Consider the following 16,705-nt stretch of genomic DNA (forward strand, 5'->3'; position numbering starts at 1 on the left):
AAAAAATCAGGACCTATGCCAAAAACATATACCCTCAGAAAACTCGTTTCTTCGACTTCTTAGGCCGGTTATGGCGCTTTTCAAGTCGACGCTGTTCTGAAATACTCTTCCAGTCAGTTTTCCACAGGGGGCGCCAGTGCTCAAGCTTTTCGTCGTTTTCCCGGACAAACACCTTGTCGAGTTCCGGCGGCTTCAGTTGGCTCACTTGCTTGATGCGGTCTTCAACGCCAGAAGCATACTTCTTGACTTTTTTGACCTTTTTTTCCTTGTCTTTTCTGCTCATACCACCCCCAGTTTTTTCCTCATATATAAAGTTTACCTGAATATTTATATATGTTAATCCCCTTGGAACTCCTATGGCAAAACCCAAATCCAAGCCTGCGCCATCAAAAAAATACTCGCCTGACGAAGTGCTCGAGCGTTTTCGCGCCAAGGATGATCCGGAACTGGGCCGCTACGCAGGCTACGCCGCGTCGCACCGGACAAAACTTGCAAAAGTTTCTGAAAAAGAAAAAGCGCGGCAGGAAAAAGAGGCGCAAAAAGAGGCAGAAAAGAAAAAACAATTCCAACAAGCAGTAACGCCTGAAGAGCTATACAAGGATGAGAGCGAATCAGCAATCGATGATACTGAATACGAAGACGACGACATGCCCTCAAGCGACATCAAAGGAAAAATATTTAGCAATTATCAGCCATTGTCATCAGCTCCGCAGCCGGGTACGCAGGGAAAACAAGCATCAACTACTCCTCCACCAATAGTATCTCCTCCCAAACCGTCAATGCGTGATTTGACTCGGATGTTCAACCAGAAATTTTCAGATGAGAAGAAGGAAGAAGAAAAAAAAGCTGCAGAAAACAAAAAAGAAAAAGCAGAGAAAACACCCACAAAAAAAGTAACGAAAAAACTCATCAAAAAAACAAAAACCGTGCACATTCCTGACGCCCCTGTTTCACCGGGGAAAAAATCATCGGCGCCGCCCATGCCGCCGGCGAAAAAAGTTGACGCGAAATACGTGAAACAGCAGCAGGAAGCGCTTCAGAAAAAACAGGAACAGGAAGAGAAATCAGCGGAAAAAAAAGCGTCAGCAGACGAAGCAGCGAAAAAAGAAGCTGAAAAACCTGCTGCTACCACTCCTCAACCGCAATCTTCAGGCCCTCACAAACGTAACCCTTTTCGGACCGGTTTCTGGATTGCCTGTGGCATTTTTGCGTTTCTGATAATCCTCCTCATTTTGTTCATCATCGCCATTGCCGCAATTGCTTCTATCACCCACGTTCCGCTGCTTGAAAACGGAACTCTTGTCTTGCCATGAAAAGCTTAATAAACACTGTTTATTCTTAGAATTGCATGGAGCCGGCATCGTCACCTCTTGAAAAAAAACGATTCTTCAATTTCGACATAGGCCATATTATGTTTCTGGTTGTGATTCTTATTGTCGTCATTGCTGCCGCAGGCGCGATTGTGTATTCCAGCAAGCGCTATGTCGCGCTCGGGCAGGATTATCAGGAAAACACCCGCGCGCTGGAAGCGAAAACAACTGAAGCAGCAGATCTCCAGCAGCGGTTGGATGACCGTGAGGCGCAGCTGAAACAGCTCAAAAACGAAGACCGCGCCGGCTCTGCAGCTGACCTTCTGGTGCGCCAGAAAAACAAAGACATTGAAAACTTAAAAAAACAGCTTCAAGAAACACAACTCGAGTTGAGCTCGCTGCAAAATTATTCCCGCTGCGATGAACTGCTCCAAGAATTCAAAGGAGAATACAACGACGCCGTTGACGAGTTATTTCAGAAGACCAAAGATGTCTGCGCCGAGCTGTATTTCGGCGGCACAACGTATGACAACCGCAAGCAGTTCAAATCCCTGATTGACGCCGAAGTTGATGTTGAAACGTACAAGGCGGGATATACCAATTTGACGACTTAAACAACTTAAGAATATCGTGCACTCATATCTTTCAATGCTTCTCGCGCTTGTTGTTCTGATTGTTCCCGCACGCCAAGAAACCGTATGCGAATAGGCTGGATACCAAACGACTCGTCAACCTGATATCCTTCAAGTTTGGTGTACCCCACTGCGTCGCCCTTTGTTCCTTCGCCCAAGCGAACATCACCGACTTCTTTCGGTGCTTGCGCGGGCGCCACGGGCGGTTGATATGATGGGCTTAATCCGGTTAATGATAAACCTCTTGACATGCTGCGTGTGAGATCACTGCCACCAAAGCTCAATGATCTGCTGCCCGTCTCACCATCTCCTCCCAAACCTAAGGTACCCAACGTAAATAGTTTTGCCACATCTAGTTTCATTGTAGCAGGATGTTGAGCCATGCGATAGACAAAAATTTCAAGTTCGCCTGCATTTGCAGCGGTTGTTGCGAGTTCTTCTGGCTGTAATGAAACAAGCATTTCTGCTTTAAACAACGTTGCATGATACGGGTCAGCAAGTATTTCTAAGTGCGCGTGATCGGATCCATTGACCATTTGTTTAATTGGTCTTCCATTATAGAGCGCAATAGCACCAAAATAATTATCTGCGTCGCCCAGCGGCGCGCGAATGGCAAGCGAGACATAAAATTCAGGAGAGAATTGCTCTTCCGGCGGCGCGCCTTGTTTTGCAAACGGAAGAAATGAAACAAGGTCAATTCTATTTCGCAATGAGGGTTTACCCGGTCGGCCTAACTCATTTCCCACACGCGTATCAAGTGTTTCCGGAGCCGGGCTCATGCGGCTCAACAGGGGCATTGTCCAATAAAAGTCCATGCCTTCATTCGGTACTAACACCTTTGCTGGCGCAACCACGCTTATATCCATCGGCGTCGGATACAAAAAAGTAACACCTTCTGGAAACTCATAAGCAAAATCAACCGTCCGGCGGATACCAGCCTGCGGGTCATTTTCTGGTGCGATCCATCTCAAACCTTCAATCTGGCTTCGGTCGCCTTCTAATGTTTTTGCAACCTGCCATGCGCGTTCAACTGCCTTGGCCTTGCGACTCTGCGCAATTCTTTCTTGAAGGGAAACAACAGCTGCGGTCATAAAAAGGGGAAATAAGAGGTAGTTTATAAACCTTGCTCTGTTCAGGGCTCTGTAGAAAAGAAGAGCAACAGCATTGTTTTGCATATCCTCTGCATCCGCCACCTCAATGATTAAGAATATAAAATTATTTAAACCTCCCTCTTTAAGCGGGGACTGATGACAACTGCCTTGGAGCCCGGTTTTGAAATCAATCTTGCAACGCTTCTCGTTGGTGTTGACACGCTCTGCGGCGGCAATGTTGGCGGTTCTTCAGCTGAACGATTCATTCTTGATACCTGGTCGTCAGGAAAACAACTTCCGCCAATCTATCATGACACCAATGCGGCACTGCTTAGAAGAAGCAACGGCGCGTCTCCAACTACTCGAGATACCGTGTGTGATTTTGTTGTGGACTATGAACTGCGGGATCTTCCGGCGCAGGTACGATGCGATGCTGCAGATTTTGCTCCTGCGCGCCGCGCCTATGTTAACCACCTTTGTACAGCGCTTGATGTAATTCTCCAAACTATGTTTGGGCATGCCACAGGCGAAAAAATGCCGTCATTCGACGAGCGGCGTGCAGCCGTACTTCTCTCTTCATCAGGGAGTGTGGTGATTGATCCTGCGCCTGCGCGTGAAGTTCTTCGAGAGGCACTTGAGAAAGCAGGATATGGGTACAGAACCGGCGGCAATCTTCGTGAAAATGTGGTGGTATGGCGTGACCAGCGTGTTGTTCCTGTACAGTCTGTTGGACAGAAAATGGCTGAAATAAAAACTGAATTAACGGGCTTATTAAGAGAACGAATACTCTCTCGTCTTACGGTCTCACCTCCTAATTACTGGCCACGATTGGAAGATACGCCGTTTACCAATCACACGTTACGTTTTACTACAGACCAGCATTATACTGGATTTAGTCAGTACGATGGCGGCACTGATACCGCTGGTGTGCCTGCATTGCACGGTCTTTTTGAATTCAACACTGATCATCCCGTGACTCGAGAAAATCTCTATCACCTTGTTGCGCACGAAGTCTTGGCACATTACCCATCGCAGGTCATGTGCGATCTGGGATACCGCAGCGGCAGATTACCCTTTGAGGCAACCGTCGGAACCATGTGCACTCCCAGTACTATGCTTGAGGAAGGCACGGCAGAAAATATGCTGTATACTATTTTTGGTTCACGTCAAAATGCAATCGATGCTTTAGGGGCAGATCTTGCCGTGGTGCTTGCACTGAACGACCTTGAAAACATTGCAAAAAACAATGTGGGCATTCTTCGCCTGCGCGAAGGATGGCAACCTAATGCCGTGAAACAATATGTGGCAGAACAGTGTGTGCAACAGGATTCTATTGTGGATAAAATGTCACGAGATTGGGCATCTAATATTATTATCGCACCGATGTATGGGCCGGCATATTATCATGGAACAGAAGTTGTTTCAAATGCACTTGCGCGGTATGGCCCGATGTCTGTTGCGCGCGTTGGTTTTCATTTTGATGGATTGGTTGACCATCGCACGTTTGAACAGCATTTGTCGTCTTAAAACCGTCAACGCTTAAACATCTTCTCGACGATATCCATCGTGTACAGTATCGTCGCGTGCGCCTGTGCTTTTGTTGGGATAAAGGGCTCGTTCTTTTTGTGGACGGATGAAATGCGCACATTGTTGATGAGATGGATTTGCTGGGTGACCGCCGGGTCAAACGGAATGTTTTTCTCCTTCAATTTTGCGACCAGCGTGCCCAACCCAATGCCCGGCTGGGTTTCGAGAATGTCCTTGCCGATGACTTCAAAATATTTTCTATGAAGGGCAGTTTCAAGAATTCTGCCGCACAGCACGATGGTGCTTCGGTAGCACGCAGCGTCAAAACATCTGCCCAGTTCAGTGATGTCAGCATGGATTTCATCTTTGATTTCTTCCGGTAGGCGCGGAAGAGTGATGGTGATAAGTCCGAGGTCGGGGGCTTGTGGTCTATGGTTTAAATGCGATCGCATTTGTTCAACAATCTTCTGCATTTCTCCGTAGCGCTGGGGCAGCGAAGCGAGAGATGCCTTTTCAAATTCCTGCCGGAGCGGAATATCCTGTGCCAGAATTTCCTTGCTTATTTTTTCAACGGCTTCCTGATAATACGATGCTCGCTTTGTTTTGTAGTCATAGAGGTTCTTGACTGATTTTGCGTCGCTTGTTTCGGTGCTGTATTTCAGCGCGCCTTTGAGCGCATCGGAAAGTTTGGAAAGGGTAGTGGGGAGAGGCATGAGGAAAGAAAACAGTAGGCAGGATTAAAAAGATTGTGGTGACTTTAGTTTATCATCAAAACACTTTTTTGTCTGCTTTTCTCTCAAAACATCTTGTCAACCACTGGACATGCCAATTCTGCGTTAAAACCACCGACCATAAGCTATAAGCCCCAAACGCACTACCACTGGACACTGGACAGATGCGCGTGAGGTATATAAACCCTGACACCTCTGTTTTGGTTATGGCAACTCATACCATTTCCCGTGACATTCCGCTGGCAGAAATAACCCTGCGCAAATACGAAAAGCCACTGGCCATGGAACGGCGCGAACTCGTACGAAAACTTTGTCTCTCCACAGGCCTGCTCCAGCCCGGTGACTCGCGGGACATCATTGTTGATATTCTCTACACGCTTTTGAACGTGCGAAAAGATAAGCGTATGCTTTCCAGCGATGAAATCAGAGACCTCATCATCATCGGCAGAGAGCAGGGAAAACTCAAGCTTGTCGGCATTGCTTCATCAAACATCCGGCGCCAATTAAAGCGCCTGCGCGAACTCTTTTTGGTTGAAAAAGTCAAAAACAGGTACCGCATCAATGAGCACGACTACCTCCACACCATCTTCAGTGAAAAAATCGAGCAGTACCTGCTCGGCTCGGTTGTTGGCCGCGTGCGGGAATACATTACCAAGGTGGATGAGGTGTTTTGATAAATCACGGTAAACTATTTAAAACATTCATCCTCTCTTTCATATCATGCCCCTCAAACTCGTCGTCTTCGACATGGACCAGACACTGGTCAACTCAACCGCATGCATCTGCAATGCAACAAACGCCGGTTTGAAAGCAATCGGCAAGCCAACCATGGCGCCGGAAAAAATTCGCCCAAAAATTGGCATGCAGACCTGGCGGTTTCTGCAGCTTTTCTCCGGCGAGAAAGATATCCAGAAATCAGAGCAGCTCATCACTGCCTACAAAGCCTATTTCAAAGAGCACTGCCTCAAAGAATGCACGCTCTACGATGGCGTGAAAGAAACGCTTGCAGCATTGCAGCAGAAAAAAATCCGGCTGGCAATTGCTACAACAGCAAAACTTGAGCTTGCTGTCCGCCTGCTCAAAGGCCTTGGCATTGTTGACTATTTTGACTTGATGGTTGGCGAAGAAGTCATCCATCACGAAAAGCCTGATCCGGAAAGCCTCTTCATGATCGCTGACCATTTCAAGATTGATCCGGATGACGCGTTCATGGTCGGCGATACAGTTATGGACGTCGAAGCAGGAAAAAGCGCAGGGATGCACACCGTTGCAGTCACCTATGGCATTGACTCTCGAACAGAACTTGAAGGGGCCGAGCCCGACCATCTCATCAATTCGATGCACGAGCTTCTTCCCCTCCTCGAGACCCATGAGCGACGATGATGCTAATGATGAACACCGATGAATTCTACGAGCCGCGAGAAGACTCTTTCCTTCTTGCGACGCAGGTAAAAAAATACACCCGTGGAACAGTTCTTGATATGTGCACCGGCACCGGCATTCAGGCGATCACCGCAGCAAAAAAGAAAACCGTTCGTTTAGTTCTTGCCGTCGATATCAACAAAAAAGCTCTTGGATACGCCAAAAAACATAATTCCCACAAAAAAATAAAATACTTATATTCGGACTTGTTTGACAACATTACTGGAACGTTCGACACTATCATCTGCAATCCCCCCTACCTTCCGAATGAGCCCAGGCTGAAAGACATCGCGCTGGACGGCGGGAAAAAAGGATATGAGTTTATTGCACGTTTTCTTGCCACGACAGGAGAGTTTTTGAAAAAAGGAGGCAACATCCTGCTGGTTTTTTCCTCACTCACCAACCAATCAATTGTTGACCAGCTCATCAGCCGCCAAGGACTTCTCTTCACGCAACTCTCATCGCAACGATTTGATTTTGAAGAATTGTTCGTCTACAAACTCCAGTATCCTCCTTTCATCCAGCAAGTGTATTTCCGAGGAATTACGCACATCAATCGCTTTGCCACTGGCCACCGCGGGTTTATTTTCACTGGGCTTTTCAAAACCAAAAAAGTTGCCATCAAAATCCAGCGGCCCGATACCGCAGCGCATGGTACGGTTGCGCGGGAAGCGACCGTGCTGAAACAGCTCAACAAACATCACATCGGCCCCCGTCTTCTGTTTGCGAAGAATAATTATTTTGTGTATGAATTTGTATTTGGCTCTTTTATCCGCGACTTTGTTAAAACAGCTTCGTCCGCCGCAATCAAAAAAATGCTTGCGAACGTATTTTTACAAATGAAAAAGCTTGACGAGCTCGGTTTCACGAAAGAAGAAATGCATCACCCGTTCAAACACATCATCATTTCAAAACACAAACCCGTGCTCATTGATTTCGAACGGTGCACAAAAACAGCAAAGTCGCATAATGTGACACAATTCTGCGAATGTGTTGCGCGGATGGCGCCGGAGCTTCGACGCGCCGGTGTGCTGGTTGATGCCGATAAACTCCGTTGGTACGCTGCTCGGTACCGACATGATATCTCTGTTTTCAAAGAACTCATCACCTATATCCATGCTGCGTAATTGATTATCACTTGGTTATTTCAACTGCTTCCTGCCCATTTTTCTCATGAGCCACAGCCACATCCGCTTGGAAATGGATGTCTCTTCTGCTCCTGCAAGATACTGCTCAATAAGCTGCCGGAGAAGCGGCGGATGGCCGCTTGAAATTACGTCAACCCCATTTTTGATGTGCCACTTTAATCGGTTTATATTATCCGTACCCAGTGAAACAACACACATATTCCGCTGGTGCGCTTTTCTGATAAAACTTTTTGTCAGCAGCAATGCGCCGACGTATCGGGCGCCGATTTTCTTGGCGCGCAGGAGCACCTTGCGCTGCGGGAGCAGGCCGAAACAGCAATATTCCAATTCAGGATACTCCTGGGCAATCCTGCGCAGCAGATGATAATTGATGCACAAAATAACAACGCGGCTTTCAAGCTTCTGTTTCTTTATTTTTTTAATGCATTTCCGGTAATCAAATATTCCACTGTTCAAATCCTTAATGTCTAAAATCAGTTTTGTTAACGGGTATTTTTTTACGAGCACCAGTACATCATCCAGCGTTGGAATCGTGCTGCCATCCTTCAGCCGCACTTTTTGCAGCGTCTTGAGCGTTTTCGTATTGACAAGTCCGCTCCAGTTCGTGAGCCGGTCAAGAATCGCGTCATGGAAAAGCACAAACTCTTTGTCACGCGTCATGCGCACATCGACTTCAATCATGTCGGGGTGCTGAGCCAGGGTTTTTTTAATGGCCTCCATGCTGTTCTCAAATGCATTGCCCTTTCCTCCGCGGTGGGCAACAACGATGTATTTGTGCACCATAGTCTTTTTTAGCGGGAAGAAGTATTTAAATCTTCTATCCCCTACCAAAATTCCAGACAGGGCACTATTCAGCATAAACAATTTAAATACCAACTGTGTATGCCCTAACAGAGGTGATGGCATGCGAAGATTCCTTTCAGGTAGCCTGTTTACCATGGTCGGCCTTTTTCTCGTTGATGCCAGTTACCCGCTCAGTTTTTCGATTCACCACCTTGTTCGTTCCTTGCTCGTTGTCTCCGTTGTAACCGTAATTTCCCTTGTTGCACTCATGCTCGTTCGCCGCCAGCAAATTACACTCACTGCGCCTCTTCCACGGCTGCGAGTGTCATTCAAGGAAAAAATAGCCCAACTCCGGCTGAAAAAGAACACTGAACACGAGGTGCATGCAGCCAAAGAGCGTGTTGCCTACCAGCACCAGCGCATCATAAAAAAGCTCGGCAAGGCGCATGATATTTCTTTTCATACAACACAGCATGTGAAGGTGCAGCAGAATCTTGGCTTTTTGAAGAAAAATTGAGAAACTTAATTAACTCTCTCCCTTTCTTTTTTTGTATGGCCTCGTTTAACGAGCGTGTTTGGGCACTCTGTGCCAAAATACCGAAAGGAAACGTCACGACCTATCAGGAGATTGCACATGCGCTGGGTACGCGTGCCTACCGAGCGGTCGGCAATGCACTCAATAAAAATCCGCATGCGCCGGTTGTGCCGTGCCATCGCGTGGTGAAAACTGACGGAACGCTTGGCGGCTTTGCAGACGGGTGTGCTGCGAAAGAAGCGCTGTTGAGGAACGAGGGCGTTGCATTCCACAAAGGTACGATTGTTGACTTTGACAAAAACTGCTTTAAATTCAAATAATTATATAAACCAGTGCACTGTTTTTTCTCTCATGAACATCAAAATCTACGAGGAAAAAGAAATCCATCCACATGCTTTCGCGCTCCTTGAGCAGCACGGTCACCATATCACCACCGACTCTGAACGGGCAGAGGCAATTCTCATTCGCACGGCAACCCACGCCGATAAAAAATTTATTGACCGGCATTCAAAACTGAAATACCTTTTGCGCGCCGGCGCAGGGCTTGACAACATCAACATTGATGAATGCCGGCAACGCGGCATTATTCTTCTGAATTCCGCCGGCGCAAATGCGAACGCGGTTGCTGAATACACGATTGGGCTCATGTTTGCCGCGCTGCGAAAAATTTCTGTGGCAGACCGGCATGTGCGTGGTGGCGGCTGGGATCGTTATTCATTTCTCGGCGCTGAACTGCAGGGAAAAACAATAGGCCTTGTCGGCTTCGGCGCGATTCCCAAGCTCGTTGCGAAAAAACTGCAGGGATTTGACGTCAAGATTCTTGCCTATGATCCCTTTTTGAAAAAAGAACAGATTGAGATATTTCCCAACACTCATCAGATGGCTGAACTGCATCACCTTCTGCAAAAAAGCCAGATTGTTTCAATTCACGTGCCGCTGGTTAAAGAAACTGAATATATGATTGGCGCTGCTGAGCTCAAACTTCTCAATCCCGGAACCGTGCTGATTAATACATCGCGCGGCAAAATTGTTGATGAAGAAGCACTTATTCCTCTTCTCGTATCACAGAAACTTATTGCAGCGCTTGATGTTTTTTCCGAAGAGCCGCTCGGTGAAAAAAAAATTGCTGCGCTAAAAAAACTTGACAACGTGATTCTGACCCCTCATATTGCGGCTATGACTCCAGAAGCCCACGAGGCGATGGCAGTGGAAGTTGTGAAGAAGTTCTGTGAGATGGTTAAGAAATAATGGCTAATCGAATTAATTCTTGTGTACTCTTCTTTACCGTTGCTCAATATCAATAACCGTATTAATAAGCCGTGCGAGATAGCGTGTCTTTGCTACTGCAGAGCCAATGGTGCCCGTGGTGTCACGCGCCGAGACAATGCCTATAAGTTCGCCAGTGTGTGCATCCACAACTGGCCCGCCGCTGATACCTTCCACGGCGCGTGCGCTGGTCGTGAAGAAATTATTAAACGGGCGGCCGATTTCTTCTGCATTTCCGTGGACTGCCGGTTCAAGCACCTTTCCTGTTTGCTCATACTGTTTTCCGTTCAGTATGCCATACATCCTGACCTGTTGGCCACGAGTTGGTTCTGCAGGAACATATCGAGGAATCATATCCGACGATGCACCTGCCGGGAGTTGTTCTTGCTCAAGCGCATAGCCCAGCGGCGTTGGTATCGGTTTTCCTTGCAGGCCTGCTTTGACGAGTGCAAGGTCATTGCGCATATCAACATTCGGAACACCCAGCGGGTAGTCTTTGCCGTTGATACGCACGCCGAAATTCATATATCCCGACGTGATGGGCAGGCAATGTGCTGCAGTTACCAGCCAGCCATCCTCTGTGAGAAGTAGGCCTGAACACAATGTTCTTTCGATATACAAAATCTCAACGAGATTATCTTTCACATTTCTGTGTGCATTTTGCGGCGATCGCCCGACGGGATTGCGCATATATGTTTGCAGTGCGACAAGGCCGTCGATGTTTTCCTTCTGTGGTTTTTGTGGCGCAGCGGATGCTTCATCTGCTCCATCAGATCCATTCATTTCAGGAGCATGGTCTGTTTTGCGGAGATTGATACCTGCTTCGTGTGCTGCTATTTCGAGCGGCGCATACAGTGCTTCGCTGGTTGAGAAATTTCCCTGGGTGCGGAGAAAAGTGGAAAGGCTTAGATATCCAAATGCAGCGAGTGCCGCAGCTCCAATACCTGCTCTCTTTGCCGCTCGTCCAATCGTTGTGGTGATAGTCATGTCTCTTAGCTTGTATTTTCAGTCTGCTTTCTACCACCCAGAATTATTTTTTCTTCTTTGTCTTTTTGATTTCTTTTTCAAGGTCGAGCTTGTCGAGCAGTTCCTTGTACCGGTTTCGGATGGTGACTTCAGTCACGCCGGCAACATCTGCCACTTCGCGCTGGGTGCGTTTTTCACCGTGAATCAGCGCCGAAACATACAGCGCAGCGGCGGCAATACCCGTTGGTCCACGTCCTGAAGTGAGCTCTGCTTTTTGCGCTTTTTCAAGAACTTCAATTGCCTTGGACTGGGTTTCAGCGCTCAGTTTCAAAGATGAGGCGAAGCGTGCGATGTAATCCGCCGGGTTTGACGGCAAAATCGTGATGTTCAGCTCTCGGGTAACAAAGCGGTAGGTTCGGCCGACTTCTTTCTTGTCGATACCGGATGCTTCGCTGAGTTCGTCGAGCGTACGGGGCACATCATGGCCTCTGCAGGCAGCGTAGAGCGAACCTGCCACCACACTTTCCATGCTTCTTCCACGGACCAGGCCGCGCTGGACTGCCATAGTATAAATTCTGGCAGCTTCTTCTTCAACTGATTTTGGCAGCTTTAAGTAGGATGAAACTCTCTTGAGTTCAGCCAGTGCAAGCTTCAGGTTGCGTTCGATGGCGGTGCTGATGCGGTACTGCCACTTTCTAAGCCGGAAGAATTTGTTTTTGTCCTTGCCCTCGAGCCGGTACAGGTCAGCTTTTTGGCCGACTTCAGTGCCAAGGCCTTGGTCGTACTGCGTGTACGTCATCGGGGCGCCAGTACGCCGCTTGTTTTCCCCATCGTCAGAATCAAATTCGCGCCATTCCTGCTCGAAGTCCACCATACGGTCTTCGACCACGAGGCCACAGTCTTTGCAGATAACTTCGCCTTTGTCGCGGTTGTGAAAAAGATTAATACTGTCGCATTCAGGGCATTTTTTGACAAAACTCATCATGGCAGACCACCATAGTTACTGTTTCTTCCCCTGCGGTCCCCACCACCAATTTCATTAATTTTATAAAGAAAATCATGTTCTGCTATATAAACCTTTCGCTTTTTCTTTATAAAACCACAAACTTAATAAAAACTGAACACTCCGGGTATAAAAAGCTACAGGGTGATACTATGGTTCGCGGCGTTATTGTCAAAATCAACGAACAGCGCGGTGCTACGGGCGGGCAGCTGTCCGGCACGGTCAAGCGCGAAGATACTGGTGCAGTAATCCCATTCAAGACATCTCTTTCAGGCATGTCCAACATTGGCGAGGGTGATTGGGTTTCCGGCACCGTTGGTGTTGGGAAACGCATGATGACTAATGTCAAATTCGCCCAGCGTGGTATGCGCTCGGGAGTGGCGGGAAGGACGAGGAAACAGTAAGATACTTTTTTCTTTTTGTAAAATTTTATAAACCCCCCATCGCTTTTAATCTTCTATCTGCCGCAGTCGCATAACCCGAGACAACATTTTTTGCTTCGCAAAAAAAGCTTGGGCAACGGCGTTGCGTGTTGAAACAAGATTAATAAACCACCTCATCCAGCTCTTTTTTCATTTGCCGCAGTCGCATAACCCGAGACAACCTTTTTGCGCTGATGCGCAAAAAGCTTGCACACGACGAACATTTTCGCCTTCGGCGAAAACAGCGCTTTGCGCATAACGACAAAACTTAAAAACAAAACTCCAAATCACATTCACATTGCCGCAGTCGCATAACCCGGTATTGCGCAGCCCTGGAAAGGCTGTTTCCGCAAGGATGTCCCGGTTCAAATCCGGGCTGCGGCGTATTATTTTTATTGCCGAGCGAAGCGAGGCCGGGACTCCGAACGAAGTGAGGATGTCCCTCTTTTGGTCAAGCTTTTTTGCTTGCAAAAAAGATTGTGCAGGTTCCCAAATCCGGGCTGCGGCGTTTATTTTTTTTTCACAACCTTTTTAACCACCACTTCTTCTGAATCATCCATGAGCCAGAAAACCCCGCTTACCTATTTCCTGCTGTCAGTCGTTATCACTGTCGTACTCGTCGTCTCCACCAATGTCTTTACTTACTACAAGCTGACCACTGGTGTCAACCAGCAGCTCCAGACATTCCAAACGCAGGTCAGCGATGCACTGCACGGCACGCAGGAATCACTGCTCGACGCTATCAAACAAGAACATACCTACGGTGTCACCCAGCGCGCTGCCTTGGAAAACAAGACGATTGAAAATTTTAAAAAATTGCAGGATGTTATCAATCGGCAGGCAACACAAATTAAACTCGATCTTGAATCACAAGCATCAAACATTGAAAACGTGCGCCAGCAGGCTGAAGCGGGATTGGGAGATATTTCACAACAGGTCGGCGGGCTGAAAAAGAAAAGCTCCGAGCTGGAGAGCAAAATTTCAGAAATCAATGTGCAGAGTTCTGATTTTTCCGCGATTGTGCAGGACGTGGTGAAAGCAGTGGTTAGTGTTCGCACACCGAGCCAGCAGGGCAGTGGCGTATTCTATGACGGCCGTGGGTACATCGTCACCAACAAACACGTTATTCAGGATGCTTCATCAGTTCAGGTCATCGACTATGCCGGGCGTGTGTATGCCGCGCAGGTTATCGGAACCGCGACGAATGCAGACATCGCCATACTAAAAATCAGCGGGCCTGATGCGTTTCCATCGCTTTCGTTTGCTTCCGAAGATTCTATTCGTGTCGGCCAGCGCGTTATTGCCGTGGGCAATCCGCTTGGCCTCTCGTTCAGCGTCACCGAAGGAATCATCAGCGCCGTGAACAGAGTCATTGACGCGAGTGGTGTTCCATACATTCAAACCGATGTTTCTATCAACCCGGGGAATTCCGGCGGTCCGCTGGTTGACGCGGGCATGCATATTGTGGGCATTACCACGCTGAAATTCCAGCAGGGCGAAGGTCTCGGCTTTGCGCTGCCGTCAACGATTGTTCAGCAGGTTGCTGAGCAGGCGATTTCTTCGTAAGTTTCTCAAAACAGAAATATTTATAATACTGTGCCGGTCTTTTCATCACGAGGCATATGGACAACGCAAAAATTCTGGCAACTGCACTCGTATTTTTCTTACTTAGTGCGCTGCTCACTACAGTTGTCGCTGCTGAAGAAAATGTTTCAGCACCTGAACCGCCGGCAGAAGAGCCGATACCTGAGCCGGTTGCTCCTCCTGCGCCCATTGCAGAACCGGCTACACCACCCGCTGCAGAACCAACACCTCCTCCAACACCTGAGGAACCCGAGGAGATTATTGATTTTGAGCTGGTAAATGTCACCCCTGACGATGCGCAGACGGGGGACGTGCTGCTCAAGATTATGATAAAAAACAGTGGGAACACCAAGCTTGAAAATCTAGTGCCCGTTGTTGTCGCACGCGGCTTTTCAACCTATGATACCATTCCCTTGAAATCACTGACTCCTTTCCGCGTCGGTGAACTGTTTGTGTCCGGCCATATTGCTGACGCAGGCGACATTCTGCTCACCATCAAAATCAACGACAAAATATTCTACGACACCATCAAAGTCATTGAAAAAGAATCAGTCTCTGCCCAAGAACGGTTGGCAACCGAGGTGGCTCGGGAAAAAGAGATCGGCAACTTCACCGCGCAGGTTGCCGCATTAAAAACAAACTATGATGCACTGGAACAAGAAGTCCGCGAAAAGAAAAAAGGTTATGACTTGTCTGACATCAAGCTTGATGATTTGAAAAAATACTTGCTTGCTGCCGATGCCGCTGCCGTGAATCGCGACCTTGAAAAGCTCAAGACCAATGTGATTCAGGCGCGCGGTGAATATGTTGACCAGAAAGAACGGCTGGCCGCTGCGCAGAAAAAGTCATTCATGAGCGTCATCCGTGACAATATCATTTTTATATCGGCAATTGCCGGTGGCATCGTGACTATTTTCGCCGGCTATGAGTTGCTGAAGAAAAAACAGCAGGGCATTGTTGAAAAAATAAAAGAGATTAAGACAAAAACTGCTGCGCGCCGGGAAAACAAGAAGGCAGGGAAGGAGAAAAAACAGAAAAAAGCAAAACCAAAAAAGAAAGCGCAGAAAAAAGAGAAAAAGGAAGCAAAGAACGAGAAATCAGACACAGAAGCCATTGACGCTCCCAGTTCATCAGATTCTTCATAATTCTTGATCTTTTTTTACTTTTTTAGCTGGTGTTTGCTATCAGAAACAGCACAGCTAATCCGACAATGCTTGTCGTGAGTGCAATTTTGAGCAGGAGTGCGTCATCCATAACTGTTGTTGATGAAGCAGGCTTTAACTATTCTTGTTGTAGTGATCAAAAAGAAGAGTTTATAAATCCCTGTTTGTTTCCGTAGTGTATGCAAGACGCGCTGAACCTCCTCGTCAAATACGGCCATGTGAATGATCCTTCTCGTGCCCCTGATTTTCGGGCCGCAGACATTCCACCACAAAAAACCATGCGCAGTGTTCGTCCGCCCTTTTTCGGCGATGCAACGCACATCCAGCCGGGAGTTCCCGGCGACGAGGTTTACCGTCAGGATTTTGCCAGAATACGTCTGCCATCGATGCTTGAACAGGATTTTGAAGGGCTTCCTTGGCGGGATATTCCAGATACCTCTGGCCAAGTTCTCGTTGATATTGGCTCGCATCTTGGTAGACGCGTCACACTGCCGTTTGCGCGTGCGCGTCCTCATGTCTCAATTTTGATGGTTGACCATCTTACTCCTGATGAAGTTGCTGACTCACTCAATTTTACTGATTTAGGAGATAATGCGCATGCCGGCGAGCCGTTTCGCGTGCGTGTACCTGCTCAGCCAACGGTTGAAGCAACGGTGAATGCTCTGCTTGCTGCCAATGGCTATCCCAACGTACGCTACGTGAACAAGCGGCTCGCACCGGGCGACACACGGATTCAGATACCTTTTCTTGGAAATTCGCGGCTGGTAGTCACTGGCTTTAGCAATCCTCGCGGGTTGGGCGGCCTCACGCTGGAATATGCAGTGCGCGCCGGTGCTGAAATCGTGTATCTCAATAATGCGGGCATTGAGCAGATTTCTCCTGATTCTGCGCATTTCAGCCAGCTTCGCGCGTATCTTCTTAAACACGGATTCACGGGACGAGCTATCGATAAAACCCTCTCTCTGATTCACGATCCTGACTATGGTCATCGTCACGAGCCCGCGCCTTTTGAAAAATATGACTCTGCTTCAGAAGGCAAACGCTTGTTTGCTGACGTGCTCAAACTTTTGTTTGTATTGCCGCAGAAGGAATTTCTTGAACAACATGGATACTCCGTGCAGC

At 47.8% G+C, this 16,705-nt stretch carries 19 protein-coding genes and 1 tRNA gene; 14 read left to right on the forward strand and 6 right to left on the reverse strand.

Going from position 1 to position 16,705, the window contains the following annotated elements; all coding sequences use genetic code 11:
* Positions 1–34: 34 nt before the first annotated feature.
* Positions 35–283, reverse strand: coding sequence for a hypothetical protein (locus Q7R76_01615; GenBank protein ID MDO8642271.1), 249 nt, complete (start codon positions 281–283; stop codon positions 35–37).
* Between the two features lie 73 nt (positions 284–356).
* Here Q7R76_01615 and Q7R76_01620 point away from each other — a divergent pair, with 73 nt between their 5' ends.
* Positions 357–1,313 carry a hypothetical protein gene (locus Q7R76_01620; GenBank protein MDO8642272.1) on the forward strand — a complete coding sequence of 319 codons (957 nt, stop codon included), beginning with the start codon at positions 357–359 and terminating at the stop codon, positions 1,311–1,313.
* 35 nt (positions 1,314–1,348) lie between these two features.
* Positions 1,349–1,924 (forward strand): hypothetical protein, encoded by a 576-nt coding sequence (locus tag Q7R76_01625; GenBank protein MDO8642273.1) that lies wholly within the window; start codon positions 1,349–1,351, stop codon positions 1,922–1,924.
* 5 nt (positions 1,925–1,929) lie between these two features.
* Here Q7R76_01625 and Q7R76_01630 read toward each other — a convergent pair whose 3' ends face one another.
* Complete coding sequence (locus tag Q7R76_01630) at positions 1,930–3,033, reverse strand: hypothetical protein (GenBank protein MDO8642274.1); 1,104 nt, start codon at positions 3,031–3,033, stop codon at positions 1,930–1,932.
* A 156-nt stretch (positions 3,034–3,189) separates the two neighbouring features.
* Between Q7R76_01630 and Q7R76_01635 the strand changes: the two genes are divergently transcribed.
* Positions 3,190–4,560 carry a hypothetical protein gene (locus tag Q7R76_01635; GenBank protein MDO8642275.1) on the forward strand — a complete coding sequence of 457 codons (1,371 nt, stop codon included), beginning with the start codon at positions 3,190–3,192 and terminating at the stop codon, positions 4,558–4,560.
* A gap of 5 nt (positions 4,561–4,565) precedes the next feature.
* Here the strand turns inward: Q7R76_01635 and Q7R76_01640 are convergent, their stop codons facing one another.
* Positions 4,566–5,273 carry a hypothetical protein gene (locus Q7R76_01640; GenBank protein MDO8642276.1) on the reverse strand — a complete coding sequence of 236 codons (708 nt, stop codon included), beginning with the start codon at positions 5,271–5,273 and terminating at the stop codon, positions 4,566–4,568.
* A 224-nt stretch (positions 5,274–5,497) separates the two neighbouring features.
* Here Q7R76_01640 and Q7R76_01645 point away from each other — a divergent pair, with 224 nt between their 5' ends.
* From Q7R76_01645 to Q7R76_01655, 3 genes are read left to right on the forward strand one after another with little or no spacing between them, the layout of a single operon-like run.
* Entirely contained in the window at positions 5,498–5,965 is a 468-nt protein-coding gene (locus Q7R76_01645) for a hypothetical protein (protein ID MDO8642277.1), read from the forward strand.
* A gap of 46 nt (positions 5,966–6,011) precedes the next feature.
* Positions 6,012–6,674: an HAD family hydrolase gene (locus Q7R76_01650; GenBank protein MDO8642278.1), complete on the forward strand. Its 663-nt coding sequence runs from the start codon at positions 6,012–6,014 to the stop codon at positions 6,672–6,674.
* A gap of 8 nt (positions 6,675–6,682) precedes the next feature.
* Positions 6,683–7,840 (forward strand): methyltransferase, encoded by a 1,158-nt coding sequence (locus Q7R76_01655; GenBank protein MDO8642279.1) that lies wholly within the window; start codon positions 6,683–6,685, stop codon positions 7,838–7,840.
* Between the two features lie 15 nt (positions 7,841–7,855).
* Here the strand turns inward: Q7R76_01655 and Q7R76_01660 are convergent, their stop codons facing one another.
* On the reverse strand, positions 7,856–8,644 hold the full coding sequence (locus Q7R76_01660) for a glycerophosphodiester phosphodiesterase family protein (protein ID MDO8642280.1): 789 nt from the start codon (positions 8,642–8,644) through the stop codon (positions 7,856–7,858).
* Positions 8,645–8,765: 121 nt separating this feature from the next.
* On the opposite strand from Q7R76_01660, the gene Q7R76_01665 reads away from it, so the two are divergent.
* Genes Q7R76_01665 through Q7R76_01675 form a run of 3 tightly spaced genes read left to right on the forward strand, consistent with a single transcriptional unit; the run spans position 8,766 to position 10,427 of the window.
* Positions 8,766–9,161: a hypothetical protein gene (locus Q7R76_01665; protein ID MDO8642281.1), complete on the forward strand. Its 396-nt coding sequence runs from the start codon at positions 8,766–8,768 to the stop codon at positions 9,159–9,161.
* Between the two features lie 35 nt (positions 9,162–9,196).
* The gene (locus tag Q7R76_01670; protein MDO8642282.1) at positions 9,197–9,499 is read left to right on the forward strand and encodes an MGMT family protein; all 303 of its coding nucleotides are present in this window, start codon (positions 9,197–9,199) and stop codon (positions 9,497–9,499) included.
* Between the two features lie 31 nt (positions 9,500–9,530).
* Positions 9,531–10,427: a hydroxyacid dehydrogenase gene (locus tag Q7R76_01675; protein MDO8642283.1), complete on the forward strand. Its 897-nt coding sequence runs from the start codon at positions 9,531–9,533 to the stop codon at positions 10,425–10,427.
* Between the two features lie 33 nt (positions 10,428–10,460).
* Here the strand turns inward: Q7R76_01675 and Q7R76_01680 are convergent, their stop codons facing one another.
* Both Q7R76_01680 and Q7R76_01685 read right to left on the reverse strand, forming a co-directional pair.
* Positions 10,461–11,432: a serine protease gene (locus tag Q7R76_01680; GenBank protein MDO8642284.1), complete on the reverse strand. Its 972-nt coding sequence runs from the start codon at positions 11,430–11,432 to the stop codon at positions 10,461–10,463.
* A gap of 43 nt (positions 11,433–11,475) precedes the next feature.
* Complete coding sequence (locus Q7R76_01685) at positions 11,476–12,396, reverse strand: transcription initiation factor IIB (GenBank protein ID MDO8642285.1); 921 nt, start codon at positions 12,394–12,396, stop codon at positions 11,476–11,478.
* Between the two features lie 170 nt (positions 12,397–12,566).
* Between Q7R76_01685 and Q7R76_01690 the strand changes: the two genes are divergently transcribed.
* From Q7R76_01690 to Q7R76_01710, 5 genes are all read left to right on the forward strand, one after another.
* Positions 12,567–12,818, forward strand: coding sequence for a hypothetical protein (locus Q7R76_01690; GenBank protein ID MDO8642286.1), 252 nt, complete (start codon positions 12,567–12,569; stop codon positions 12,816–12,818).
* A 318-nt stretch (positions 12,819–13,136) separates the two neighbouring features.
* Positions 13,137–13,220 (forward strand) — tRNA-Ser (locus tag Q7R76_01695).
* 174 nt (positions 13,221–13,394) lie between these two features.
* Complete coding sequence (locus Q7R76_01700; GenBank protein ID MDO8642287.1) at positions 13,395–14,402, forward strand: trypsin-like peptidase domain-containing protein; 1,008 nt, start codon at positions 13,395–13,397, stop codon at positions 14,400–14,402.
* Between the two features lie 56 nt (positions 14,403–14,458).
* A complete protein-coding gene (locus Q7R76_01705) occupies positions 14,459–15,565 on the forward strand; it encodes a hypothetical protein (GenBank protein MDO8642288.1) in 1,107 nt (368 codons plus the stop codon).
* Positions 15,566–15,762: 197 nt separating this feature from the next.
* Positions 15,763–16,705 (forward strand): hypothetical protein (locus Q7R76_01710; protein MDO8642289.1); only part of this gene is annotated, 943 nt, incomplete at its 3' end.

Source organism: Candidatus Woesearchaeota archaeon, from assembly GCA_030651375.1.
Taxonomy (GTDB): domain Archaea; phylum Nanobdellota; class Nanobdellia; order Woesearchaeales; family UBA12501; genus JAUSFM01.